Origin of the sequence: Acidobacterium sp. S8 (assembly GCF_009765985.1) — a bacterium.
In the GTDB taxonomy this organism is placed as follows: Bacteria; Acidobacteriota; Terriglobia; order Terriglobales; family Acidobacteriaceae; genus Alloacidobacterium.
Genome location: NZ_LMUM01000037.1, coordinates 676,859 through 700,021, shown reverse-complemented (window position 1 = coordinate 700,021; position 23,163 = coordinate 676,859). Strand labels below are relative to the sequence as shown.

Annotated in this window: 18 protein-coding genes; 12 read left to right on the top strand and 6 right to left on the bottom strand. The window is 53.9% G+C overall.

The window, feature by feature from the left end; all coding sequences use genetic code 11:
• The first annotated feature begins 95 nt into the window (after window positions 1–95).
• From GSQ86_RS21690 to GSQ86_RS21640, 11 genes are all read left to right on the top strand, one after another.
• A complete protein-coding gene (locus tag GSQ86_RS21690; protein WP_158752239.1) occupies window positions 96–797 on the top strand; it encodes a response regulator transcription factor in 702 nt (233 codons plus the stop codon).
• Window positions 794–2,212: an ATP-binding protein gene (locus GSQ86_RS21685; protein ID WP_254062541.1), complete on the top strand. Its 1,419-nt coding sequence runs from the start codon at window positions 794–796 to the stop codon at window positions 2,210–2,212. The genes GSQ86_RS21690 and GSQ86_RS21685 overlap by 4 nt, the downstream gene beginning before the upstream one ends.
• An 811-nt stretch (window positions 2,213–3,023) precedes the next feature.
• Window positions 3,024–4,097: an MFS transporter gene (locus tag GSQ86_RS21680; RefSeq protein ID WP_158752238.1), complete on the top strand. Its 1,074-nt coding sequence runs from the start codon at window positions 3,024–3,026 to the stop codon at window positions 4,095–4,097.
• On the top strand, window positions 4,094–5,239 hold the full coding sequence (gene solA, locus GSQ86_RS21675) for an N-methyl-L-tryptophan oxidase (protein ID WP_158752237.1): 1,146 nt from the start codon (window positions 4,094–4,096) through the stop codon (window positions 5,237–5,239). Before GSQ86_RS21680 ends, solA begins: the two co-directional genes overlap by 4 nt.
• 227 nt (window positions 5,240–5,466) lie before the next feature.
• Complete coding sequence (locus tag GSQ86_RS21670; protein WP_158752236.1) at window positions 5,467–6,333, top strand: DUF1624 domain-containing protein; 867 nt, start codon at window positions 5,467–5,469, stop codon at window positions 6,331–6,333.
• A gap of 693 nt (window positions 6,334–7,026) precedes the next feature.
• A complete protein-coding gene (locus tag GSQ86_RS21665; RefSeq protein ID WP_158752235.1) occupies window positions 7,027–8,511 on the top strand; it encodes a lanthionine synthetase LanC family protein in 1,485 nt (494 codons plus the stop codon).
• A 40-nt stretch (window positions 8,512–8,551) separates the two neighbouring features.
• The gene (locus GSQ86_RS21660) at window positions 8,552–9,601 is read left to right on the top strand and encodes a uroporphyrinogen decarboxylase family protein (protein ID WP_158752234.1); all 1,050 of its coding nucleotides are present in this window, start codon (window positions 8,552–8,554) and stop codon (window positions 9,599–9,601) included.
• Window positions 9,602–10,331: 730 nt separating this feature from the next.
• Entirely contained in the window at window positions 10,332–11,108 is a 777-nt protein-coding gene (locus GSQ86_RS21655; RefSeq protein WP_158752233.1) for a hypothetical protein, read from the top strand.
• Window positions 11,109–11,152: 44 nt separating this feature from the next.
• On the top strand, window positions 11,153–11,662 hold the full coding sequence (locus GSQ86_RS21650; RefSeq protein WP_158752232.1) for a hypothetical protein: 510 nt from the start codon (window positions 11,153–11,155) through the stop codon (window positions 11,660–11,662).
• A 171-nt stretch (window positions 11,663–11,833) separates the two neighbouring features.
• Entirely contained in the window at window positions 11,834–12,838 is a 1,005-nt protein-coding gene (locus GSQ86_RS21645) for a hypothetical protein (protein ID WP_158752231.1), read from the top strand.
• A 15-nt stretch (window positions 12,839–12,853) separates the two neighbouring features.
• Window positions 12,854–13,573, top strand: a complete 720-nt coding sequence (locus GSQ86_RS21640; protein WP_158752230.1) for a hypothetical protein — start codon at window positions 12,854–12,856, stop codon at window positions 13,571–13,573.
• Window positions 13,574–13,673: 100 nt separating this feature from the next.
• Here GSQ86_RS21640 and GSQ86_RS21635 read toward each other — a convergent pair whose 3' ends face one another.
• Complete coding sequence (locus GSQ86_RS21635; protein ID WP_158752229.1) at window positions 13,674–14,321, bottom strand: hypothetical protein; 648 nt, start codon at window positions 14,319–14,321, stop codon at window positions 13,674–13,676.
• Window positions 14,322–14,403: 82 nt separating this feature from the next.
• Complete coding sequence (locus GSQ86_RS21630; protein WP_158752228.1) at window positions 14,404–15,141, bottom strand: WD40 repeat domain-containing protein; 738 nt, start codon at window positions 15,139–15,141, stop codon at window positions 14,404–14,406.
• Window positions 15,142–15,250: 109 nt separating this feature from the next.
• Between GSQ86_RS21630 and GSQ86_RS21625 the strand changes: the two genes are divergently transcribed.
• Complete coding sequence (locus GSQ86_RS21625) at window positions 15,251–16,312, top strand: hypothetical protein (RefSeq protein WP_158752227.1); 1,062 nt, start codon at window positions 15,251–15,253, stop codon at window positions 16,310–16,312.
• A gap of 265 nt (window positions 16,313–16,577) precedes the next feature.
• Here GSQ86_RS21625 and GSQ86_RS21620 read toward each other — a convergent pair whose 3' ends face one another.
• The 4 genes from GSQ86_RS21620 to GSQ86_RS21605 all read right to left on the bottom strand — a co-directional run bounded on the left by GSQ86_RS21620 (window position 16,578) and on the right by GSQ86_RS21605 (window position 23,110).
• Window positions 16,578–17,648 (bottom strand): 4Fe-4S dicluster domain-containing protein, encoded by a 1,071-nt coding sequence (locus GSQ86_RS21620; protein ID WP_158752226.1) that lies wholly within the window; start codon window positions 17,646–17,648, stop codon window positions 16,578–16,580.
• 14 nt (window positions 17,649–17,662) lie between these two features.
• Window positions 17,663–20,809 (bottom strand): TonB-dependent receptor, encoded by a 3,147-nt coding sequence (locus GSQ86_RS21615; protein WP_158752225.1) that lies wholly within the window; start codon window positions 20,807–20,809, stop codon window positions 17,663–17,665.
• Between the two features lie 275 nt (window positions 20,810–21,084).
• Window positions 21,085–22,398: an NAD(P)/FAD-dependent oxidoreductase gene (locus GSQ86_RS21610; RefSeq protein WP_158752224.1), complete on the bottom strand. Its 1,314-nt coding sequence runs from the start codon at window positions 22,396–22,398 to the stop codon at window positions 21,085–21,087.
• A gap of 94 nt (window positions 22,399–22,492) precedes the next feature.
• Window positions 22,493–23,110 (bottom strand): DinB family protein, encoded by a 618-nt coding sequence (locus tag GSQ86_RS21605; protein ID WP_158752223.1) that lies wholly within the window; start codon window positions 23,108–23,110, stop codon window positions 22,493–22,495.
• Window positions 23,111–23,163 lie beyond the last annotated feature (53 nt).

Sequence of the window (23,163 nt, the reverse complement as noted above, 5' to 3'; positions counted from 1 at the left end):
AGTGGAGCATTTCCTTTCCTTACATTGGCTTACATTTTCCTTACATCTGCGTTTGACTACTTGTCGATTCGGCTCCGGGTGCGAAATTATGAGTCATGGGGTCGCCTCTTTCAAAAATCCTGATCATTGAGGACGATAGAAAGATGTCGGCGGCGCTGGTTTCCGGTCTGGAAGCTGCAGGGTACGAAGTCTCCGCAGCGAACTCAGCAGAAGAGGGCTTCTTTCTTGTACACACGCTTCGGCCAGATCTACTGCTTCTCGATCTGACTCTTCCACAGAGGAACGGGCTCGATGTTCTGCGACAGATCCGCAAAGAAGGCATTGACTTGCGGGTGCTGATTCTTACTTCTCATAACACTGTCGAGGACAGAGTCGAGGGACTTAGAACTGGAGCTGACGATTACCTTGGAAAACCATTCTCTTTTACAGAATTGACAGCCCGCATCGACGCCCTGTTACGAAGATTTCTTATGTCCTTGCCAAGCCAGTTCGTTACGATAGGGGACCTGTCAATCGATACAAAAAGCAGGACTGCGTCCCGAAATAGCGGCCAGCTGGATTTAACGGCGCGGGAGTTCGACCTGCTGCTCTATCTGGCGGAAAACCGCGGCCGCACGGTCTCGCGCGAGATGCTGGCGAAAGACGTCTGGCATGAAAATTCTCGCTTCACACCTATCAATAATGTCATTGATGTACAAATGGCCCGACTCAGAAAGAAGGTAGACGACCCCTTTGAAGTAAAGCTTTTGCAAACGGTACGCGGTCTCGGTTTCATCCTGAGGGAGCCGCAGTCTTGAAGTTTCCTTTGCCAACGAACCTCCGTGGCCGTCTCACATTCTGGTATGTGAGCGTACTGGCGGTATTGCTGTTCATTTACGCAGCGATGGTATTCGCATTTCAGTACGCAGTTCTTAGTCGTCAGCTGTTTCATGACGAGGTGCAAGACGTAATTACCGCAGAAGGTCTACTTTTCTTTGACACGCAAGGAACATTACGATTACGAGACGACTATTTCTCTCGGCCACAGTCGCACCTACTCTTGGATCGCATGATGGAAGTTCGCGACTTGTCGGGCAACGTTTTGTACCGGAGTGCCACCCTTAAAGGTATGCCTCTCGGAGGTCCGAACCGGCACGGAGAAGGTGACACCGACTTCGATGCTCGGATTGTTAGACTCCAGGACGGATCGCATGCCTTTGTGGTTAGCCATATTCACTCCATGCAGGGGCGAACAATGCTGATTCGACTCGGTTATAGTCTCGTCCCTCTACGTGACCGGATGTTTCAGTTCTTTGTGCTCTTGTTGATAGCTATTCTTCTGGCGCTGATGCTTGCTGCAGTCGCTGGCCAGATGATCGCGAAAAGAGCATTGCGGCCGCTCCATCAAATGGCAACACGCGCTGAGGGCATCACCGCGAGCAATCTCAATCTGCGGCTCGCGATCGAGAACCCAGCTGACGAGCTCGGTTATATGGCGCGCGTGTTCAATCATCTCCTCGATCGGTTGGAGCAAGCATTCAATCAATTACAAAGATTTACTGCAGACGCCGCGCATGAGCTACGCACGCCGATCGCCGCTCTTCAGACCATCGGCGAGGTAGCCCTCGAAAAGGGGCAAGGCTCGACAGAATACCAAGAAGCTTTAGGAAGCATCCTCGAAGAAACCGGACGCTTGAACGAAACGATCGAGAGTCTTCTTCTGCTTGCAAGAGCTGAGGCCGCCGGTGCTGACGGCAACAAAACTATCTTCGCCGTCTCAGAGCTTGTGAATGAAGTCTTAGGGTTACTGGAAGTTATCATCGAGGAGCGAAAAATTTCTGTCACCCAAGAAGGTGAATCCGTCGGGCGAGCATACGTAAGAGCGAACCGCAGCCTTTTGCGCATAGCAATTGTCAACATCCTTCACAATTCACTCAAGTTCTCTCCAAATGAATCGGTCTTGAGTATCTCCTATTCACGGATAGAAGCTGTTGCGTCGCAACTACAGGTTACATTTCAGGATCAAGGACCTGGCATCACACCAGGAGAACATCAGCAAGTGTTCGAACGCTTCTTTACCAGTCCAGGTCACGATACGGCCACAAAGAGCGGATCTGGTCTCGGACTCTCAGTTGCGAAACTTGTGATTGATCGAATCGGTGGAGAAATTCGATTTGATCAAAAAGTACAAGTAGGAGCCAAATGCATCGTGAATCTACCGATTTCAGAGTAAGCATTCGGCACTCAGGGTTTTCGGCTTCGCACAGATTGGATAATCGAAATCTTCACTGCCAGTCCGGCTTGGATGCACTCTATTAGGTATTGCCGTGTTGAAATTTCGCGCAGACGATATGCCATGCTGAAGCCGCCCAAATTTGGCCTCCATCATCCGCAACCCGAGAAGAAAATTCCGGGTGAACAGACAATGTGGAAGGCCCTCGGTTGGCTCTGCGTGATTGCAATATTTTCCTCAGTCGTGTGCATACATCTTCAGAACGAGCTCGCTTGCGGCGCTTTAGGTGGCGCCGATAACGCTCGATTGCGTTCTTGTCCAGTTGTTCTGCGGTGAGAGAGTTCTGATCAAGCCAACGATTGAAATGCCCGACCAACCGAAGCTGAATCCGGGTATGGACCCGAGAATAGCCGTCGGTTGCCAACCGGGCTGCAAACAGATCGATGTGCCCCGCCAAAGGGCCTCGCCGTAGACGAGCTATGGTGCCGAACGCTCAAAGAATGTCTTTACCATGTTTTCTCCTCCTCAATCAGGATCCATGGAGGAGAAATCTGAAGGGCATTCCACTGAACCGGGACGCGGACTCTCTTTGGCGTCGATAGCATTGCGGATTCGAAAACGCTACGCCGTTTTCCGTGACCGATCCTGCCTACCAGGCTGAACTCCGGTTGACTGTGGGGTAATGGGACACTTGAGCTCCCGCCCCATGCTGATCGATTTCGGTCCCAGCTCGCGACAAGTGTTCACGGCAACTGTTAACCAGAACGGATTGGCCACAAACCGCTCGTGATACAAAGGCGAGGGGAAAACTATGCCTTCGTTCGACCAAATCGGTGCTACTCGCCGCGAATACGTGCTCACGAGTGGGCGCGGCAGCCTGTGGCTTACATTTGCCGTCTTGTGGGGAGTGAGGTTCGGCCTCGGATTGTCGGAAGCAACGACTTTTCCTGTGGGTAACAGGGTGATTCGCAACTGGATGCCTTCGTCGGAGCGGGCGCGAGCCGGCTCGATTATGTTCATGGGCACCTGCACTGCATCGGCCATCACCGGGCCGCTGGTTCCGTGGCTCATCAGTCGCATGGGGTGGCAACTGTCCTTCGTTGTTGGGGCGCTTCCTGCGCTGATCGCAGCGATTGTCTGGTACTGCTGGTTTCGTGATTTACCTGACGAGCATCCGAGTGTGAATGCCGGTGAGCTGGCGCTCATCCATATTGAGGAAGTCAACAAAGTCGCCGAACCGTCACCGGCGGCACCGTTACCGAAGCTGCTGCGTGACCGCAATGTGCTCCTGCTAACGCTGAGCTACACGAGCGAAGGCTATGTGCTCTTCATCTTTGTTTTCTGGCTCTACATCTACCTCGTGGAGCAGAGGCACTTCAGCATGATTCGCGGCGGGTGGATGGCCGCGTTGCCTTGGCTGACAGCTCTGGTACTTACTCCTTTCGGCGGGGCGCTCTGCGACTTCGTGGCGTCGCGTCGCGGACGGCTGCAGGGCGCGCGCGTGGTACTGGTATCTGGCTATGGTGTGACAGGTGCGACGCTCTTCCTGGCCGCCTATTCTGGCTCGGCGTATGTGTCCGTCGCAGCGCTTGCCCTCAGCATCGCCTTCCTTATGGCGTCAGAGGCTGGCTTCTGGTCCGCGGCCACGCATCTAGCCGGTGGACAGGTAGGCGTCCTATCCGGCGTGATGAACACTGCTGGAATCGCCGGAGGCATTCTCTCCACCTTTCTGGTCCCAGTTCTGGTCGAGCATTTTGGCTGGCTCGCAGCACTTGGTTCAGGCGCATTCATGTCCTTCGGGTGCGTGCTTGCGTGGCTGGCGATCCGTGAGGCGAAGCCCGCACTCCCTGTGCATGTCACAATGGCTGATAGCGAACGAAGATGAAGACTGCAGATGTGATCGTCATTGGTCTCGGAGCTATGGGAAGTGCGGCAGCGATGCAGCTTGCAGAGCGTGGTGTGCGCGTGATGGGCGTAGATCAGTTCACGCCTCCCCATAGTCTTGGATCTTCGCACGGACTCTCGCGCATGTACCGGCAGGCCTACTGGGAGGACCCGCGCTATGTTCCGCTGCTCCTGAGAGCTTTTGACCAATGGCAGGAACTTGGTCGCAGGACAGGTGAAACTCTGCTCCATGTGACCGGTGGCCTGGTGATCGGCAGCAAGAGCGGCGAGCTGGTAAACAGAAGCCTCGAAAGTGTTCGCCGGTTCGGGCTTCCACACATCCTTATGGATTCGGTGGACTTGAAGCGTCGATATCCTGTGCTCACTGTTCAGGAAGACACCGTGGCACTGCTGGAGGAGAACGCTGGCTATGTGGTGCCGGAGGCAGCGATCGAACACCAGCTTAGATTGGCGCGAGCGGCAGGCGCCGATATACATTTGGAAGAACGCGTTCTCGGTTGGCAGATCGACGGCGATTTCGTGACCGTTCGAACGCAGGTCGAAACGTACTCCGCTGGCCACCTCGTCATAACGGCAGGACCTTGGGCCGCGGAGGTCATCACTGAGCTCAAGCTGTCTCTTCGGGTGACACGGCAGGTGCTCTACTGGTTTGAGCCTCGCGCAAATGCGGCCGCGTTTAACGATGGGAAATTGCCAGTCTACCTTTTTGAAGCGCAACCCGGAGAGTCCATGGTTTATGGGTTTCCGCTTATCGGACCGGTGTCAGAAGGCGTGAAGGTCGCACTGCACGGCAGCACCGAAATCTGTACTGCGGAGACCATACGGCGCGAAGTGGACGCGAACGATGAGCAGCTGATCCGCAAACGCCTCGAGAGCACATTGCCTGATCTGGCAGGCAGGCTGCTCCATGCCAGCACATGTCTGTATACAATGACACCGGACGAGCATTTCATTCTAGATCGGCACCCAGCCTCCGAGCGTGTGACCATCGCGGCAGGATTCTCCGGCCACGGCTTCAAGTTTGTGCCCGTGATCGGAGAGGTGCTGGCCGACTTTGCTATGAATGGAAAAACGAGTTGGGACCTGAGGCTGTTCGCGCTCTCGCGATTTCATAATGCCTGAGTGGCCAGATTGTTGAACTGCTGTTGAGCAAAGCAGCGGCGGTTAAAAATTACTGCACAATCCATAATCTACTGCACGATCTACTGCACAAAATCGCCCTACCGTGCCCAATTTCACCCCAAAATGTGCAATCCTAGCCGGCTGAAGCTATTGAAACCAAATTGATCCCGCTGATCCGATACATTCATGGCCCGCACTTTTTGTTACTCGCTGGATCACCCATCTCTGTGCGCCCGGCTTCATTCTGCTCGCAGGAACAGGCGTTTACCTACAACGCCTGCGAAAAAGCGCGTCAGAGGCTTACGCGAACCCTTATATTGCGCGGATTATGGCTTATCTTTCTTGAAATAACGGTCGTGAGCTTTGGGTGGTCTTTCGCATTGGGCATGCCAATCATGCAGGTGATCTGGGTCATCGGCGCGTCCATGATCGTGCTCGCAGGACTGCAATGGTTACCGCTTCCCGTTGTCGGAATCTTCGGCATCCTCGTTGTCTTCGAGCATAATCTCCTTGACCGCATCCACGCCGACGCGCTTGGTAATTGGGCCGATGCAGGGCACCTTCTTCATGAACGTGGGTTACTCACTTTTCACGCGCATAACATTGCTCTATATGGTTATCCCCTCCTTCCACGGATAGGAGTCATCGCGCTGGGCTATTGCTTTGGAACTGTTGTAGCGCAGCCTCCAAAACAGCGTCAACGAATCTCTACGCTGCTCGTTGTTTCCAGTCTTACCCTGTTCGCAGTTTTGCGCGCCACTCATGGTTATGGCAATCCAAGTCCGGGCCTGCAACATCTGGGAACATTTACTCACACAGCGATGTCATTTTTCTCCGTTCAGAAGTGTCCGCCGTCATTGCACTATCTTCTGGCAACACTGGGATTTGTATCTCTGCTGTTTGCGCTTTTCGATCGCTTGGTAGAACATGGCAGCATACCTCGGTTCCGTGCATTTTTGAATGTATATGGACGAGTCCCATTTTTCATTTACGTGACTCACATCTTTATCATTCATGCGCTCGCACTTGGCATAGCCAGGGCTACAAATCCCCGAGCTGGCGCTTCTGGATTACTCCGGATGTTATCTTCATGAAGCACTTTGATGGCTGGGGTTACCCGCTACCAATCGTCTATCTTGTCTGCGTTTCGGTGATACTTCTTCTTTTTCCAGCATGTGCTTGGTTCAGCAGGCTTAAAGATAGGCGACGCGACTGGTGGCTCGCTTACTTATGAAATCCAGTTTTGAGCATAATCCGCGATAAAATTTATCCCCGGATTAAAGTGATGAGGAATCCAAAACGCCAAGGATCGACGGCGAATTTTTTGATTGTCGGATCACTAGCATAGGAGCCCTCGTAGGCGCCTTCGAAAGCGACCGCGATCGTTTTGCCGTCGGGCGAGATGAGGAGATAATGGTAATCGCCGTGCCGCTGCTGAACTGTTGAATGCCGACTCAGGCAGCGTTGTCACCTAGATACGGAAGGTACCGATGGCGTAAGTGATTGGCTCGATGAAGAGAGCAAAACTTCAAACTGGACCACAATGCTAGGCGCTCCATATTGACAGATCCCAACGATGCGTGATAACAACTCCTACATGAATCTGACGCGCTACGCATCTGCTCGTAGAGCCTTTCATATCCGCGCTACTGTTCATTCGTGTTGTCCCCTCTTCGCATAGTGCGTCCCCAAATTTCGTAAATATCCATTGACCCAACGCTGAGACTCATCCGTGTTCGCCGTTTCTTTCTGCGACGAAAAGGCGGCTGGATCTCCGGGAGAACGCGATGCACGCCATTCCGAGCGAACATAAAAGCCTCAGAGTTACACGCCGTACATTCCTTCGTTCTGGGGCGCTGAGCGCCACGATCATTCCCACGCTAACCGCGTGGGATCTTCCTGTGGCGGCCGCCGAGGTGCAAGCTGCTCACTCGTTTGCCCCAAACGCAGACCTGCTGCGCTCCGCAAAGAGTACAGCAGATTGGATACAAAGCGCACAGAGGCAAGACGAACACGGCGTATGGTGGCTTCCCGATCCCGATCATCCGGAAAAACTGACGACAGTCTCGGCCACAAACGCAATTTATAGCGGAAGCGCAGGAATAGTTCTGTTCTTCATCGAATTGGCCCACGCTGCAGGAGACACGAAATATCTCGATATTGCCTCCCAGGGTGCAGACTATCTTGTCGCAACGTGGCGCAATTTCATCGACAAACCTACGGCAGGCTTGCTTTCGCTGCCAGGTCTGACCTTGTCTCTCTACAATGGACTCAGCGGGCTCGCCTTTGTACTGAACGTGGCGGGTAAAGCTACCGGCAATGCCAAATACGTTGAAGCAGCGAAGTCAGCGACCGACGCGATCGTACAGGCCGCAAGGCCTGCAGGCTCGGGTGTGGCATGGTCTGGTGCCCCAGGCGTTGGGGCGGACGGCAGCATTGTCCTCTATCTGCTCTATGCCGCGCATGAGTTTCAGAATGAACAGTACCGCATCGTCGCAAAACAGGCTGGCGATCACATTCTTGAGTTGGCCATTAAAGAACAGCGGGGCGGTCTCAGCTGGCGAGGCTTTCCGGCGCTTCCCGGACTGCCGAAAGACGTGTACTTTCCTAACTTCGAGGGGGGAACTGCCGGAGTAGCCTACGTCCTGACTCGCCTGTATGGAGAGACGAAAGACGAAAGATATCTCGATGCAGCCCGGCAGGGCGCTCTACATCTTCAGACAATCGCGGCGGTTCATGGAAATGCGGCCCTGATTCCATACCGGTTTCCCGATCTCCCCGACTTGTATTATCTGGGTTTTTGCCATGGACCGGCGGGAACTGCGCGCACATTCTTCGAGTTGCACCGTGTGACGGGTGAGTCTGAATATCAAATCTGGACCGACCGTCTGGCACAGGGAGTCATTCAAAGTGGGATGCCAGAGAATTTAACTCCGGGATACTGGAATGTCGTTTGCCAGTGCTGCGGTTCCGCGGCGGTCATCGACCTCTTTCTCGGATTGTGGGCGGCTTCGGGGCAGTCGGATTACCTGGCATTCGCGCAACGCGTAGCCGGGCAACTCGCGAGTCACGCCACGAACCTCGACGGCAAAGGCGATCGCTGGTATCAAGCCTGGACGCGCGTTAAGCCATGGGAGGTCAATGCCGAGACCGGATATTCGATTGGGGCAGCCGGCGTTGGAGCGGCCCTACTGCACGTGCACCTCGCCGAACAAGGCAAATATAGCGCTATTCTTCTTCCGGACAATCCGTTTCCGGCTACGCGTACATGAAATCCCCAACCAGTGTGCTTGTTTCCGAGAGGGCCACACCATGAATCGACGCAACTTTCTTTCTGTCGCTGCCGCGACTGCAGGCCTCGCCCTTGCGAAACCTGTGTTTGGCAGCAAAGCAGGCTCATCCACCCTAAGCCATAAGGAACGGGTTGACAGAGCACTGCGAGGACAGGATCTCGATCGCCCGCCATTCACCTTTTACCACCACTACAAGAGACCGACGGCGCAGTCGGAGGCGCAGGACCATCTTGAGTTCCATCGCGCTTACAAGACCGACATCGTTAAGGTCATGAATGATTTCGATTATCCCAAATCGACGACAGGCAAATGGTATGAATTGAAGCCGTTGGACTCGCCATATCCTGACCAGTTGGAAACACTCAAGCTCGTCCGCGATGGACTGAATGGGGATGCTTACTTCATCGACACGATTTACGGCCCCTATATGACCGCCATGATTCTGTTTCAGTCACAGCCGCAGTTTGCAAGCCTGGGAAAATCAGAAGAGGTTCAGGACCGACAGATCAAAAGCCTGCACGCATTCCAGCAGCAGAATCCCGACGCTTGGCACGGCGCGTTAGAGGCTATCACTGAGTCGACCATCAACCATATCCGGCGTGCCAAGGACATCGGCGCGTCTGGCGCGCTCGTCAGCATCTTCAATGCAGAAAAGAAATTCGGCTCCGTCGAGGATTATGAGCGGTATACCCGGCCCTACGATAAACGCATCTTCGATGCCCTTGCCGATACAAAGCTGACCATTCTGCATCTGCACTATCTCGAAAGACCGTACCTTGATCAGTTCAAGGATTTCAGCGCGCCCGTCATCCAGTATTCGGTTAAGACAAGCGGAATTCCCATCTCTGAGGTTCGCGAGCAGTATTCGCAGCCAATCGCAGGCGGAGTCGACGAGATTGAGTACGAGAAACTGACGATAACAGAGATGCGGAGGCAGTGGACGGAAGCCAGAGAACAAGCCGGACCCAAATACATCGCCGCACCGGGCTGCTCCGTTCCTGACGGTTCGACGCCAGAAGAACTCGCGCGCTTTCCCCGCGCCCTCGGCATAAAACCGATTCCTGAGTGAACTCACGCTCATTGTCTCCTATCTCTGGATTGAGAGCGGGATCAATGTACGTGTCGGGAGTGGCGATCCGAAACTGCCCTTTCTCATGCAGTGCGGCCATGTATTTTGCCTTGCCGAATTTGAGAAAGTATCCCCTGTCTCGCGGTCCAACGGTGTCCCAAAGCTCGGCTGCCTGTACCGCGTGCCGATACCGGGGAAGGGTAGGATTGCGAAACTGGATATTGCGAAGCGTCGATTCTTCCATAATATGGGCGACCATCTCGTGCCACACTTCGGGACCGGCCACCACTTCATATCTTCCATTGCGATCGAGGGTAAATGCGTTGCGTGCGACGTCTGCAAGGCGCTTTTCAATGTCTTCACGAGTCGCAAATTCGAGATACCGGTTCTCGCGGTATTGCTGTCTCCAATTTGCATCAGGTCCGTTCATGATCGGTAGCTGCCGTACGGTAGATCGCTGTCCCGCTTGTTCAGTATCGGTACGACGTACCTAAATACATTCTCCCGGAACGCATCGACGTTTCGGCATCCTTTCCAGTGCTCATGGTTGAACTCCAAAGCGCAGCTCGCGTGCTGTGGTCGGGGCGACAGACTGTGTTGGGTATCAGCGTTTATATAGTGGCGAGGGCTTATCTAAATCGTACAATTAATCGGCCAACACTCAAAGGCAAAGAGAGGCTAGATGCCAGTCGGAATATGCTCTATGTGTCGGGAAGAGAAAAAACTCTGTATGAGCCATCTCTTGTCCAAGAAGATATATCCGCTTTGTCGGACGGATGAGTTCGAACAGGTTGCCGTCAATACGAAGGTGATGCGGCCTACGGTCAAACAGACGAAGGCGTATCTGCTCTGCGAAGCCTGCGAAGGTAATCTCAGTAAAAATGGCGAACGGATTACTGTGCCGCTGCTCTCCCGGTTCGGTGGACAGTTTCCACTCTATCAGCGCTTGTTAAAGAAGAAGCCGATACAGGTGACGGAATCAATGTCGGTATATGCCGCGGCGGACAATCCTGAGATCGATGTGCCTAAGCTAGTCCACTTCGGCATTGGCATTTTCTGGAAGGCTTCAGTTCACTCATTCGGGAGTGGCAGCGATTGTCACCGGATAGATCTCGGTGAAGATAGCGAAGCGTTACGGCTCTTCCTGCGCGGCGAAGCTCTACTGCCAAACCATGTTGCACTAGCGGTGGCGGTGGAATCAGGGCCGATACACTACCCCGCGATGATTGACCCATTCCCCGGCGACAATCAGGACTTCATGAACTACTTTTTCTATGTCCCCGGTATGCAAATGCAGATATACATCGGCGATGGCGTGCGGGAGTCGTCTAGTGCGAAATACTGCATCAATGTCAATCCTATATACCCGATATTGCTCGTTCCGCTTGCGAAGGACATGCGGGGATTCATGGCTAAACATTCGGCTGCTGCTTATAAGACGGAGAAGCTCCTCAACACAACGGCAGAAATAGAAGCGCGTGGAATGAGCGTAAAGCTGGGCGACTAGAGTTGGTTCGTCACAGGACCATTGAGTAGAAGAGACTATAAATCATGTTTGATATTTCCAACGCCCACGATTTCTACGCGATGCTAGTACAGGATTTCGATGAGTTCTTCGAGGATCAGCAATCGTCGCGACGTGCTATTCATTGTGCTATTACCGCTTACCACCTCCATGAGTGGGTATGGGGCGACTGGCTCGGCTCGGACTATCTAACGTGGAAAGCACTGAACATCCGCGACAAGGAATCCTTCGTAGCGTGGGTAGATAGAGCGTGTCCTTGGTTTACCTTCATCCAGGCTTTGGCCAACGGCTCAAAACATTTCATCCGAAACCAAGGATTCGATACCCAGAAGATACAAGGATATGGCGCTGGGCCGTATGGCGTTGGACCTTACGGGAGTGGGTATCTGCTTCTCGATTTCGGCGAGGAAGCCGCGGAACTAAGATACGTTCCCGCCTTGGATCTGCTTGAAGTTGTTGTTAGATTTTGGCGTGATTTCCTGACCCGATATAGACCGGGCGCGGATCTCCCAGTCAGCAAAAATCACATTGATTGAGTTGGCAGATCGAGCGCCGATTAGGGGTTGCTGCACCAAACGTCAAAAATCGTACGCTAAGGAATTATGTGCGAGGATTGTGGCGATCCACCCGTCCCGGATAGAACGCATAGCCCGCTAACGTAGAATGGCGGCGGGGCAATTACCGATATTTCGGGCCGCCTCTCACGATTGAAACTCTCCGAACGGACGCTCGAAGAACTCGCAAAGATGGTAGTCGGGGATGCCACGCATTTCCCGTACCGCAGCAGCTACTACATCACGCAGTTTTTCGCCCGTTGCGGTCTCCCTTTCAAACATGACAGCACAACAAGGCCTATTTGGGCTGCCGACCGCCTCAAAGAGCTAAACACTGGCGCAACCCAATCTGCTGATCTTCCCTCAGATGATCTTTGTCGCGTCATCTCTGAACTCTTCGATTCTGAAGATTTCGACGCCTATAACAATAAGAGCAGTACCGGACCCCAACATCTGGCCGACATAACCCTCGCACTCGAAAGCTTCAATAAGCTTGTACGGCGTTATGGGATTGTCGCCTATCTCGATGACAACGGTCGGTGCTATTTGCGCAGCACAGGAACCGGCGTTAGCACCGAGTCATTCTCCCAACAGACGCGACCCTTGTCGGCTGAGGAACACGCCCAACGACAGAAACTTGCTACGTTCCTCGACACTGCTAGCGAGGACGATTTCATCGAGAAAGTCCTCGTTCCTCTATTTCAACGGCTCGGCTTCCGCCGCGTCAGCCCAACGGGCCATAAGGAAAAGGCTCTGGAATTCGGTAAAGACCTGTGGATGAAGTTCCAGCTGCCGACGAGCCATTGGCTCTACTTCTGCGCTCAGGTCAAAAAGGACAAAATCGATTCCAGCGGCACAGGTGGGAGCCATAATTTGGCCACCGTCCTCACACAGGCACGCATGGCCATCGACCACCCTATCTTTGATCCGGAAGCCAATCGCAAGGTTTTGCTCGACCATCTGTTTCTGATTTCAGCGGGTGAGATTACGCGGGGTGCGCGGACATTCCTTGTGGAGAACCTTGATGCCGGCCAGCGCCGCCACATCATCTTCATGGACCGGGATGAATTCCTCGATCAGTCGGCGCGTATTCTTCTGGACTTGCGCATCGAGGACGATAATCCCACGTCGATCACTGATGATGACATCCCGTTCTGAAAGGGGCAGATCGCCGTGAACTACATCTTGATGCCGCTGGACACACACTACGATTCAGGGTTTGGCGCGATTGCTGAATCGTTCCGCGAGGCAGCAAAAACCCTCCGAACGGCCAACCCTGACCCGGCGTTCTTCGCGCACCTGCCCCAAAGTTTCCTGTTTCGGCATTCAGTTGAATTGTTCCTGAAATCGGAAATCATCATTCTCCATCGAAAGCTTCGTCTGCCTTATGGCACGCATCCTCACGATGGATCACCCATGATCATCGACGGAGGAGATTGGAAGGCTATTCATCGGGTTCATAGCATCGGGATTTTGTATGAGCATTGGAAGTCTCTTATTAATCCTCGGCTGAATGAATTGAAGGACATGACCAAATACAAGGCCGACTGGACCATCGTTGATGGTGCGGACGAATGGGTAAAGGTGATCGATTCTGTCGATCCGCGCAGCACTTACTCCCGATACCCTTCCATCAGTGATGCCGAGGAAGATCGATCGAAGTCCCCCTTCAAAGCTGCCACTCCGGAAGAACTATTTCCCGAGAACAGCCATGAAGATAGGAAGATCATGGCGCTCGTAATCGAAAATGCGGATGGTGAATTCGTCAGAGCGTATATGAACGAGAAAGGTAGTGAACCAGACAAGGAATATATGGCTGCCCTAGAAGCCATGTCCGAGATGCTTTACAACTACCACGCGATGATGCGGTTCGAACTCACTAGCGGGTTCTAGTGCCGTTTTGAGCGCAATGTGGCGTAAGTCTTTGGGCGAATGCGTAAAGTAGTCTGACGGCAAAATGGATGGTTAGCTGTAGAAAGGTTGAAAGCCTCCGCTATCGCCTGGTCGGGAACTTGACGGCCATGTGGTAGCTGTAAAACAGAAATCGCATTGTTGAGTCGATCACGCAGAATCTCAAGAAGCGAGGGTCGCGTTCATACCATGCGATAAGGTCGGCTTCAACGTAGTTCTCAATCCCGCTTAGGTATTTGATCAGTTGAGCCTTATCGTTCCGTTGTTTCACTAGGTCTATCAGGCGCACATCCGCGAATCTGATGTCATGGGCATAGATGTTCCGTACCTTCCGAATCGTCTCGACAAAAACCAGTTCCTCGGGAGGGAGACATGCTGCATCCAGCAATTTCAGGATGCCGGTTCTCCCATTGATCGGCAGCGAGTCAACGAACTCATCGAGCGTTTCATTCTGCATAACCCTATTGAGGAGCTTGATCCGCAGTCCTGTTCTGACGATGTATTTCGCGGCGCTTTCAAGCAGCGCGTCTATTTTGAGAATGAAGGCCCAATCGCTATCGGTCTTGATGATCTCGCGGATTAAGTCTTTGTGCAGGCCGACGTCTTCGCAGAATTTCTCTGACTCCTCAAGCATGATGGTGAAACGGTCGGCACCTTCAAGCGGCAACGTGGATTTGGGCGCGCGCGGTTGAGCCTTTTTCTGGACGGACTTTCTGGGTGCTCCAGGCATGATCGTCTGTGAATATTTCGTGATCGATCCATTGTATTCGTCGGGGCCGCCCTAGAAGCAGCTGAGGAATGTCCGTAGATTCCTACTTCACGGATTCGAGCTTAATGTCGGTCAGAAGCTGGAAGTTCGACGTGGAGTACACCCGAAGGTGAGAATCGGCAGTTCTAACGACTAAGGTTTTCTGGTCGTTGGATACGGCGAGCGCAAGGACTGGCGCATTCAGGTCCAGCATACGTAGCTCACGTCCGGTTGCAACGTCCCATTCTCTAACTGTGTCGTCTTGGCTGCCGGCATAAAGGGAGCGGCCATCAGGGGAATACGCAAGCGATGTAACAAGGTTTGTGTTGCTCCTCAGAGAAAATACCTGACGTCCCGTTGCCAGATCCCAAATCTCCACCGTATTACGTGTTGTAGCCACGGCGACCGATTTCCCGTCAGGAGAGACTGTGACGCTTGAGCCATTATTGGTCGCTGCGATCAGCCCCTTTAGGGTGCTCAGATTGATTTCCCCGCTCTTCAGCTGACTGATGGTCTTCTCATTGAATTTGACAGGGGAGTTCTGGTTCAGTATGTCCGTGGCCCAATCTCGCAGCCCTGAGGGGTCATCGGGTGATGATGGCTTCTGCAGTATTGAGACCGCTAATTTCACATACTCCAGCTTGATGTTCTCGCCGCCGAGTCGATTCTGAATCATCCATCCGAGCACAGCGACGACGATAGGGATCGCGACGAGCGACAGGACCTTGGCCAGGCGTTCGACATCGAATTTGGAGGGGCTCGATGCAGCCTCACCCTCGTCCTCGGGTATATCCTCGGGCATGCGACCAATTATCAGGCCTCATACTCGATGCAGTAAGAAAAACTTGTTTAGAGATCATCCATTCTAAACCGATAGCGGCAGAGATGGGAGTGGCTCAGGAGATTGCCAAATGACTTACATCAGTGCCTTTCGGTGTCTTGGCGGTATCGTGATTTCTGCCGACACCGAGGAGAATTGGGGAGACCAAAAAAACTATGTCGAGAAACTCTCGATAGTCGAAGGTCTCGCCTTTCCTTTGGCAATTGGTGGCGCTGGAATTGCGGACCTAGTTGAGCCGATGGTTCAAGAGGTGACCGAAAAAGCGGCGGAAAGAAAACCCGCAACGACGAAGGAATTGGCTGCACTTCTCAAAGAAGCAATCGACACGGTTTACAGAGACGACCTTCCGTGGCTCGCAGTGAAAAAGCACGAGCGGACGCCAGAATTCCTGATTGCAGCCAAACCGACTTCAGAGGATTTCTGTATTTTCCGCATCAAGGGGCGTCGTCTATATCCGGTCAAGACAATGGCCATTATCGGCTACGCTACCCCAATAAATTCCGCGCTACTGATCCGCATGTACAGGGACAACCTCCCCATGCAGCAAGCGGTTATGCTTGCGGTCTATCTGGTCTCCCTTTCCAAGAAGTTGGATGAAGGCGTGGGGGGGGAAACCAGCGTTGCGGTGATTCGGGAAAATGGTGCCTGGATTGATTACCCTCCGTACATCCTGAATTCAGAGGACCGTATCGCTGAGTTCTTGAAGCTAACCGACGATCTATTTCTCTCCTCTGTGGATATAAGCATTTCCCCGTCTGCTTTCCCGGCGATTTTGGAAAAATTTCGAAACGATGTGGCGACGCTTAGACAAAAATACTTGGACCAAAGTTCTGCGATTTCCCTGGGCCGTGTTTTTTCTGATCCAAACTATGGCGGTGAGCCATACGAGAAGGTTTTCCTCGGCGCTCTCGTTGAACTCAGAGGGGATGGCGGCGTGAGTACCAGAGAGGAGACCCCAGAGGAAAGAGCACAGCACAAGATGATGTGGGAGGCAGCCAAACTGGCTATTAACGAGTCAGCCGGCAAGCTATTACATCACCTGTTATCTGGCAAACAAATACTGTATTTAGGGGAAGAGAAGGTTCATGTACAAGGGACGGCTGGTCTGGTTGAAGGGTCGCAGGCTCCTTGATCTTCGTTCGCTAGAACATAGGTTTTAACGACAACATCGTTCGTCACCGAACGGTGGCATACAGCGCATGGTACCTATGTCAATTCCAACGCCCGAGCCCGGCACTGCGAAATAGGCCGGGCGAAGGAATTACCGCAGAGAAAAACTTACCGTTCGAAAAGGGCCAGCCCGTACTCGATGAGTGCTTTGGCGACGGCCGAACAGAGGCACTAGTCTGGATATACGACGTTACAGCCAGGTGGAATCAGAATCCTACGCAGCGACTTCACAAATCAGCACTTTGCGAGATCTGGGCCGCCAAGTCCAGGCGTCGTGCCATCGTCGCAAGCAGCTTCGGTCGAGCATCCGGTCGCGTCCAAGGACACTCGGCGATGCAGATGCCGCAGGATGCTGCTTCGGCGAAGTACGGGATACACTTATCGAAATTTACATACCATCGTTCTACGCCTCGCACCATTTGCTTTTGTTCGGTGATGGCTGCCGGAGGGCAGGCTCGGGTGCACACCTGGCAGGTAGCGCAAAATTCGTCTGCGCCGAACCGATCAGGTGAGGTTGCGACCAGCGGCATATCGGTGGTCACGCCCGCCAGACGCAGACCAGCTCCGAATTGCCGGTTGATCAGCGATCCATGTTTGCCGAGTTCCCCGAGACCGGAGTCAATAGCGGGCGGAATGAGAAGCAGGGCGCTCGCTGACGGCCCCGGATAGGCATTTGCGGTGTAGCCCTGCGATCGGATCCAATTTGCAAGGGCATATGAGGATCGAGTGCCGCGCGCATATTGCTCACCGATGGCACAAACGCCCACACCGTTGGTCTCGTCTGAAGGAACCTCTTTCAGCTTTTCATAATCGGGAGCAAGGGCGAGTACGATCACCCAGGGTTCCTCGATTTTGTATCCCTCGAAAACATATCGTGGTTCCATTGGCGCGAAGCCAACCGCACCTGCCTCGTGCGCTAACGCGAAGACTGTCGCTTGAGCAGTGAGCTCCGCGGCTGGAGCAAGGTTTCGTGTTTCAGCAACGGGGATTAGTTCCGGATGCGTGTAAGCCGCCATGAAAACCTCGGCTGAGCCTGGACACTTGCGCGAGTTGCGACGGGCGACATTCTGCAGCGCCTCATACGGATGCTGCGTTGGTGGATGCCAAAAGAACGGAGATGCCTGCCTCTCGACTGTTTCTCCAAGCCCGTTGATCGCATTGCCCGAAACTTCTAACAGCGAGAGCGTCTCCGCCTGAGGCGTATAACTGCCCCGCTTCGGCCGTCGTGGATTCGGCTGCCCTTGCGTGGAAATCGGCCGTTCTGAGACGCTTTGGTCGTTTGTCAGAGTATTCAACATGTCGATGTCTTTCCTTAGAACTGAAGTTTCAGAGAAAGTTGAACCTGCCGCGCTGCCGCCGCATACGTTGGACTTCCGAATGTAGGATTGGCCGGGCTGCCAATGCCATCACCGTAGACTTTCGGGACAGGACCGAGGAACGTTCCGGAGCCGTAGACCTGGTCCACATCCGTCACATTCACGCGGTTCACAAGATTGAGTACCTCAGCACTGAGATTCACTTTGACACGCTCGCCCACGTTCAACAGTTTTTGCAGGCGTATATCAGTGTTGTAGTATGCGTCCCCACGATAGCTGTTCCGACCTATGCCCCCTACGCGATCGTTGAACGGGAAACCATCACCATTGATGTCGGATCCGGCGAGAATGCTGTAGTACTGGGGACTTTGCAAAGTATTGAGTATCGAAAACTGAAAATTCCGTAGCGGCGCAACCCAGGTGTTTGGTGATTGCGCCATGATCGTCAACGCCAGTCGGTGACGGACGTCGTTGTCACTCACTGCCCGATCGAGTGCGGGGTTGAGGTAGTCCTGTGGTTCGTCCTGCAGCTGGTTTTCCGTAGCCACATCGATGGACTTGCCGTAGACATAATTGGCCATCACGCTATAGTTTTTGGCAAAATCCTTGCGCAGGCTGACAATTCCAGCGTTATAGATCGACCAGCCAGAGGGGGTTGCATACAAAACAAACCCAAAGTTGGAGTCGGCCGGCAAGAACTTCTGTACGCCATCTGGGAGGAAACCATCAGGAACGCCATTGATTGTGTTGGAGCTCAACAGGCGTGACGCGTGTACATACCGGTATCCGAGTGTCAGAATCCAGCCTCCGCCCAACTGGTTTTCGATCTCCAGAGTCCCCAGCTCTGAGTAACTGAACGGGAATGTGCGCTGCGTAAACCCGAGGGGAAACTGCTTCAGAATTGAAGGGACCGGGTAAGTACCTGTATGGGTAAAGTTCGAAAATGCCGCGCCCGCGAGTACCGGGCCAGCTGTCCCGACCATGCCCGCCGGCCCAAAGCCCACCAGGTCATTCGTCGGGTCTGCGAAATTGGCGAGCAAGGGCTGGTTCATCTTCGTGAACGGGGCCGCGCCGTGCCACCCATTGACCAAGCTGCTGTATTCGAGCGACCCGTTATACAAACCGAAGCTGGAGCGGACTACACCTTTGCCTTCGCGAAAAGAATAAGCAAGGCCCACCCGTGGTTGCACATTTCCAAAGCTGGTTGGGTTCATCTTGCCGATGATGCGAAGATCGCTTGCTGACGGAAGAAAATCGATGTCGTAACGCAGCCCGTAAGAGAACGTCAGATTCGGGAGGGCTTTCCACTGATCTTGAATATAAAAGCCTGCCAGCTTGTGCCAAAACGCTACCTGATCAGCCGCCTGGTGAGCCGGTCCATTCGGGCCGTCATAGAAACCGCCCTCGAAGGGCAGGTTGCGTTGCGGAACCTGAGTGCCAAAATCCGCCCTGGTCTGCTGGAAGAGAAACTCCACCGCCGTCCCCGGACCGAACCCCGCAAATTGACCGGCACCAAAGAAGCTCTGAGGACTAAAGATCCCTACGCCAGGCGTAAAGTATGGCGTCTGCGCCGCAAACCATATCGGTTCAAAGCCGCCCCCAAATTTAATGGTGTGAGAGCCCCGCGTGTAAGTCATGGCCTGCGTGACTGGGAAGTAAATCTCGCGATAATAGTCGACGCCACCGAGAAATCCGCCGCTGTAGAGTGTGTCTGCAACATCGATGGCCGGCTCGTAACCGGCGCCGACGGGGTTCATATAGAACACACGCCGGCCGAAGGCGACAGAACTCTCCGAAGTAAATACAGGACTGACGAGATGGAAGAAGTTTCCGTAAACCGTTTGATCCTGAATGGGATTTTGACGGTAGCTCGAAGGCAGGCCCTGTCCTGGCGAGGCCGCAGGAGTGCCGTCATTCCTCAAATTCGCATAAAGGTAGCCGACCGACAGAGTGCTTCGTTCGTTGAACACATCGGTGAGCTTCCCGAAGGTCTTGTCGTAGTCATTGACAAGAAGAAGGGAGTCCAAGTTTTCCGGCGACAGGCCCAGATCCTGTTTGATCTGATTGATGCTGGGTGTGCCGGGTCCAAGGCAACCTTGGGTGTCGATGCACTTCAAAATGAAATGAGAGTAGATGGGCGATTCCGCGCGGCGCTGTCCTTCATAGCCGAGAAAGAAGAACGCTTTGTCTCTCCGCAGAGGGCCGCCGACAGTCGCCCCAAACTGGTTAAATCGCAGCGTGTTAAAGCCCGGCGCGGAGAGCAAATTGTTGGCATCCATCGCGCTGTTGCGAACGTAGTCGTAGAGCGAACCATGCAAATCGTTGGTGCCCGATTTGGTAATCGTGTTTACCACTGCACCTAGATTGAGTGTGCCGCTTGCGGCATCCGGGCCATTGACCACTCGGAACTCCTGCACCCAATCGAGCGACGGGCTTACCCGCTGGACCCCGGAGACGGTGGTTGTGTAATCGACCCCATCCACTCCATAAAGGACGCTGTGTGTTTCGCGCAAACCCCCGAAGCTAACCTGGAGCACCGATTCTTGAAAGGCCGACTGGGCTCCGGTGCTCGTATTGCGCCCGACCGTGGCGGTGGGCGTGAGTAATACAAAATCAACAAAATCGCGGTCTGAAATTGGAAGATTCGATATTTGCCTGGGATTGATGACTTGGCTTCCCACAGTCCGCTCCCGGTCAATCCCTTGAGTTGATTCAGTGACCTCCACCTGTTCAGTTGCGCCAGCAATGCGCAGGGGCACCTGCACGTCCGCCATCTGGCCGAGCGTCAGTACCAGCGGAACTTCGTAAGGAGCGAAGGAAGCGGCATCCACTGTCAACGTGTACTGACCGGCCGAGAGGCCAGGAATCACAACGCTCCCTGCCTTATCGGAAACTCCGTCGCGAACAATACCGGTATCAGTTTTGCGGGTCGAGACCTTTGCATCTGCAACGAAGCTACCTGACGGGTCCACGACAGTGACCTTGAGCGTTGCGAACTGCTGGCCGAACGATGAGGAGATTGCTGTGGCCGCGAAGAGGATTAGCGAAAGGCCTCGAAGCGTAGCTGAGGACGCACGAGAAAGATTGATGCGAAGATTATTCGGCACGGAATGCTGAGTGGAGTGATCGTACACATTAGTCACTGAATGGCCTCGAAGTGGTTCATTGATAGTTGCGAGTTGGAGGAGTGTGCAGCCTTGTGGCTGTCACATCGGCATTATCAGGAATGCGAAGCGAAGGCACCACAACCCAAGGAAGGATGTCGGCGTCATACCTGGGATGGAGAGTCCGGTGGTTGTAGTGCCTAACGAGGGGGCCATCTGCGTGGCAAGGCGCGATGTATCCCTCTGAGAAAGGACGCAACGTCAAGCGTCAGAGCTATGAAAGAAACAAGCAAGCAGTTAGATCTTCGAAAGTTCTATGACGCGGCTCCGGAAGTCGAGGATGACTGAGTCCGTTTGCAAAACCAGTGAAAGGCTCCGAGAGAATATCTCAATGTTGCCAGCAACAGGCGAAGCAGGGTCGTCTTGATTAACCCTTGAGGGCGCAGTCGCGAGTAGACAACATTCATGCTCCAGGCTGGAATGGTATACAGATCGCCGGCGTTGAAAGGACCGATGCGATTTCTGATCGGCCAGTCGTAGAGCACATTCTCAATCCCGCTATTGAAGAATCTGGCGAGGCTCAAGACCCGTTGGCTGTACATAGCCGCAGACAGGCGCGAAAGTGTTTGGCGGTTGCGATACCGGATGATCAGGCTCGATCCCTCCGCCGCGTGTCTCAACGCAGCTGTCACGCCATTCGAAGTCATCGGATCAACCATCGCCGCCGCCTCGCCAGCCACCAGCCAGTTGGGTCCGGCAACATTTGCGAAGACACGGCAGCGAAAGGATGTCGTTCGAGGCTGCTCTCTCCCCGGCTCGTGCAACAAACTTTGCAAATCAGGGAATCGTTGCAGTTGCGCCGCAAAGATGTCTCTTACGCTGAGCCCTTGTTGTCGCTTCTCTTTGACCATCTCCCCTGTCGTGACGTAGCCCACGCTGATGGTGTTGGGATGTATCGGAATCTGCCAAACCCACTCCATGTATGGCGGTCCTGCACCATCGGCATGAAGGATCGTGCCCTCGATAGACTCGGGGACCGTGAAGTATTCCCACATCGCCACTTTGTGCGGGCCATACTCATAGACCGGCAAGTCAAATATCCGGGGGAATAAACCGGCATTGGAGCCAGATGCGTCAATAAACCATTTTGAGACGATGCGTTCGCCTCGGGCAGTGACGACTGCTTTGACCACTCTGCCGGCAGTCTCGATGTGGGCTACTCTGTCGTTGATCAGCGTAATTCCCTTGCCAATGAATATCTCCCTGAGCGCCTGATTCAGTTGGCTGCGATCGACGTGCAAGGTGCGGAGATTCACGTTGTAGGGAGGCTTGCCCAGCCACTCACCGGGAATATAGTGCTGCTCGGCACCGTCTCTGAGCTTCAGAATGACGTGCCGTTTGTAAGTGGCGATGCCTTGGTCGAGCAGATACTGCATGGGCAGTCCTAGAGCTTTAAGCAGATCGGGGGCCGACCAGTCCAATGACTCGCCTACTGGATCCTTGTCGAGAGGATCGGCCTCGATACACAAAACTTTCAGGCCGGCATTGGCGAGATGGATCGAGGACGACATGCCGGCGAGGCCGCCGCCGATGACGGTTACGTCGAAATTGTCTTTCTTGTCTTGCACGGACGTTCTGACCAATCTTTGAGGTTGAGTTGGGCCCACATCACGTAGGAAACCACGCTATAGAGAGTGTCCTCGATAGGCAGTTCAAATGGAGTTAGGCGTGAGAGCGTTTCGTATCTGCGAGCATTGCCCTTCGGACGCTGTGAGCCTGGCAGATGTGCCGCCGAGAGTGAGCGTTGCATGCAGAGAAGAACTCGAGCAGGTTCACGCGGAAGTAGCTGGCAACCGGAGAGGAGAATCGCCATGCAGTGAGGTCAAGACCGCTGGCCTCCGAAATACGCAGCCTGAGGGCTGCCTGCGAAGTAAGAAACTGCTCCAACTCTGATCCAGCGGAACTAAGCAATCGCGGCAGCAGCGTCTTTGGAGCTCGCATCTTGATCAATGGCCGCGCGTCCATTCGCCAGACGATGAGTCGGCCAAAGGGGCTCAGTGCAAATGGTCCCTCACTATGCAGTCCCATTATCCTGCTCGCCTCAAGGGCAGAGTCCACGGCGGGCAAAAAAACCTGGATGGTGGTGCGGAGATGGGCGAGATTTTCGGCGACTGACCACTTTCCCGTCCCAGGACTCCAGGAGAGTTGTTCTTCGGTCAGTCCGGCGCAAAGTTGTTTGGCCTCGAGGTCGACCGCAAGCGCTGCTTCAGTGAGCTCAACAGTCTTTATCACCGGAACGCGATCAGTAAAGTCGAGATACCTATCAGTCGCACCGAACATCCTGTTCTCCCAACGCTAGTCTTCCGAATTGCCAGTCTGGATCTCAGCCTATT

Excerpts from the sequence above, each read along its gene's own strand:
- GSQ86_RS21690 (WP_158752239.1), top strand. The coding sequence starts at position 96 with ATGGGGTCGCCTCTTTCAAAAATCCTGATCATTGAGGACGATAGAAAG.
- GSQ86_RS21680 (WP_158752238.1), top strand. The coding sequence starts at position 3,024 with ATGCCTTCGTTCGACCAAATCGGTGCTACTCGCCGCGAATACGTGCTC.
- solA (WP_158752237.1), top strand. The coding sequence starts at position 4,094 with ATGAAGACTGCAGATGTGATCGTCATTGGTCTCGGAGCTATGGGAAGT.
- GSQ86_RS21665 (WP_158752235.1), top strand. The coding sequence starts at position 7,027 with ATGCACGCCATTCCGAGCGAACATAAAAGCCTCAGAGTTACACGCCGT.
- GSQ86_RS21660 (WP_158752234.1), top strand. The coding sequence starts at position 8,552 with ATGAATCGACGCAACTTTCTTTCTGTCGCTGCCGCGACTGCAGGCCTC.
- GSQ86_RS21655 (WP_158752233.1), top strand. The coding sequence starts at position 10,332 with ATGAGCCATCTCTTGTCCAAGAAGATATATCCGCTTTGTCGGACGGAT.
- GSQ86_RS21650 (WP_158752232.1), top strand. The coding sequence starts at position 11,153 with ATGTTTGATATTTCCAACGCCCACGATTTCTACGCGATGCTAGTACAG.
- GSQ86_RS21635 (WP_158752229.1), bottom strand. The coding sequence starts at position 14,321 with ATGCCTGGAGCACCCAGAAAGTCCGTCCAGAAAAAGGCTCAACCGCGC.
- GSQ86_RS21630 (WP_158752228.1), bottom strand. The coding sequence starts at position 15,141 with ATGCCCGAGGATATACCCGAGGACGAGGGTGAGGCTGCATCGAGCCCC.
- GSQ86_RS21625 (WP_158752227.1), top strand. The coding sequence starts at position 15,251 with ATGACTTACATCAGTGCCTTTCGGTGTCTTGGCGGTATCGTGATTTCT.
- GSQ86_RS21620 (WP_158752226.1), bottom strand. The coding sequence starts at position 17,648 with ATGTTGAATACTCTGACAAACGACCAAAGCGTCTCAGAACGGCCGATT.
- GSQ86_RS21605 (WP_158752223.1), bottom strand. The coding sequence starts at position 23,110 with ATGTTCGGTGCGACTGATAGGTATCTCGACTTTACTGATCGCGTTCCG.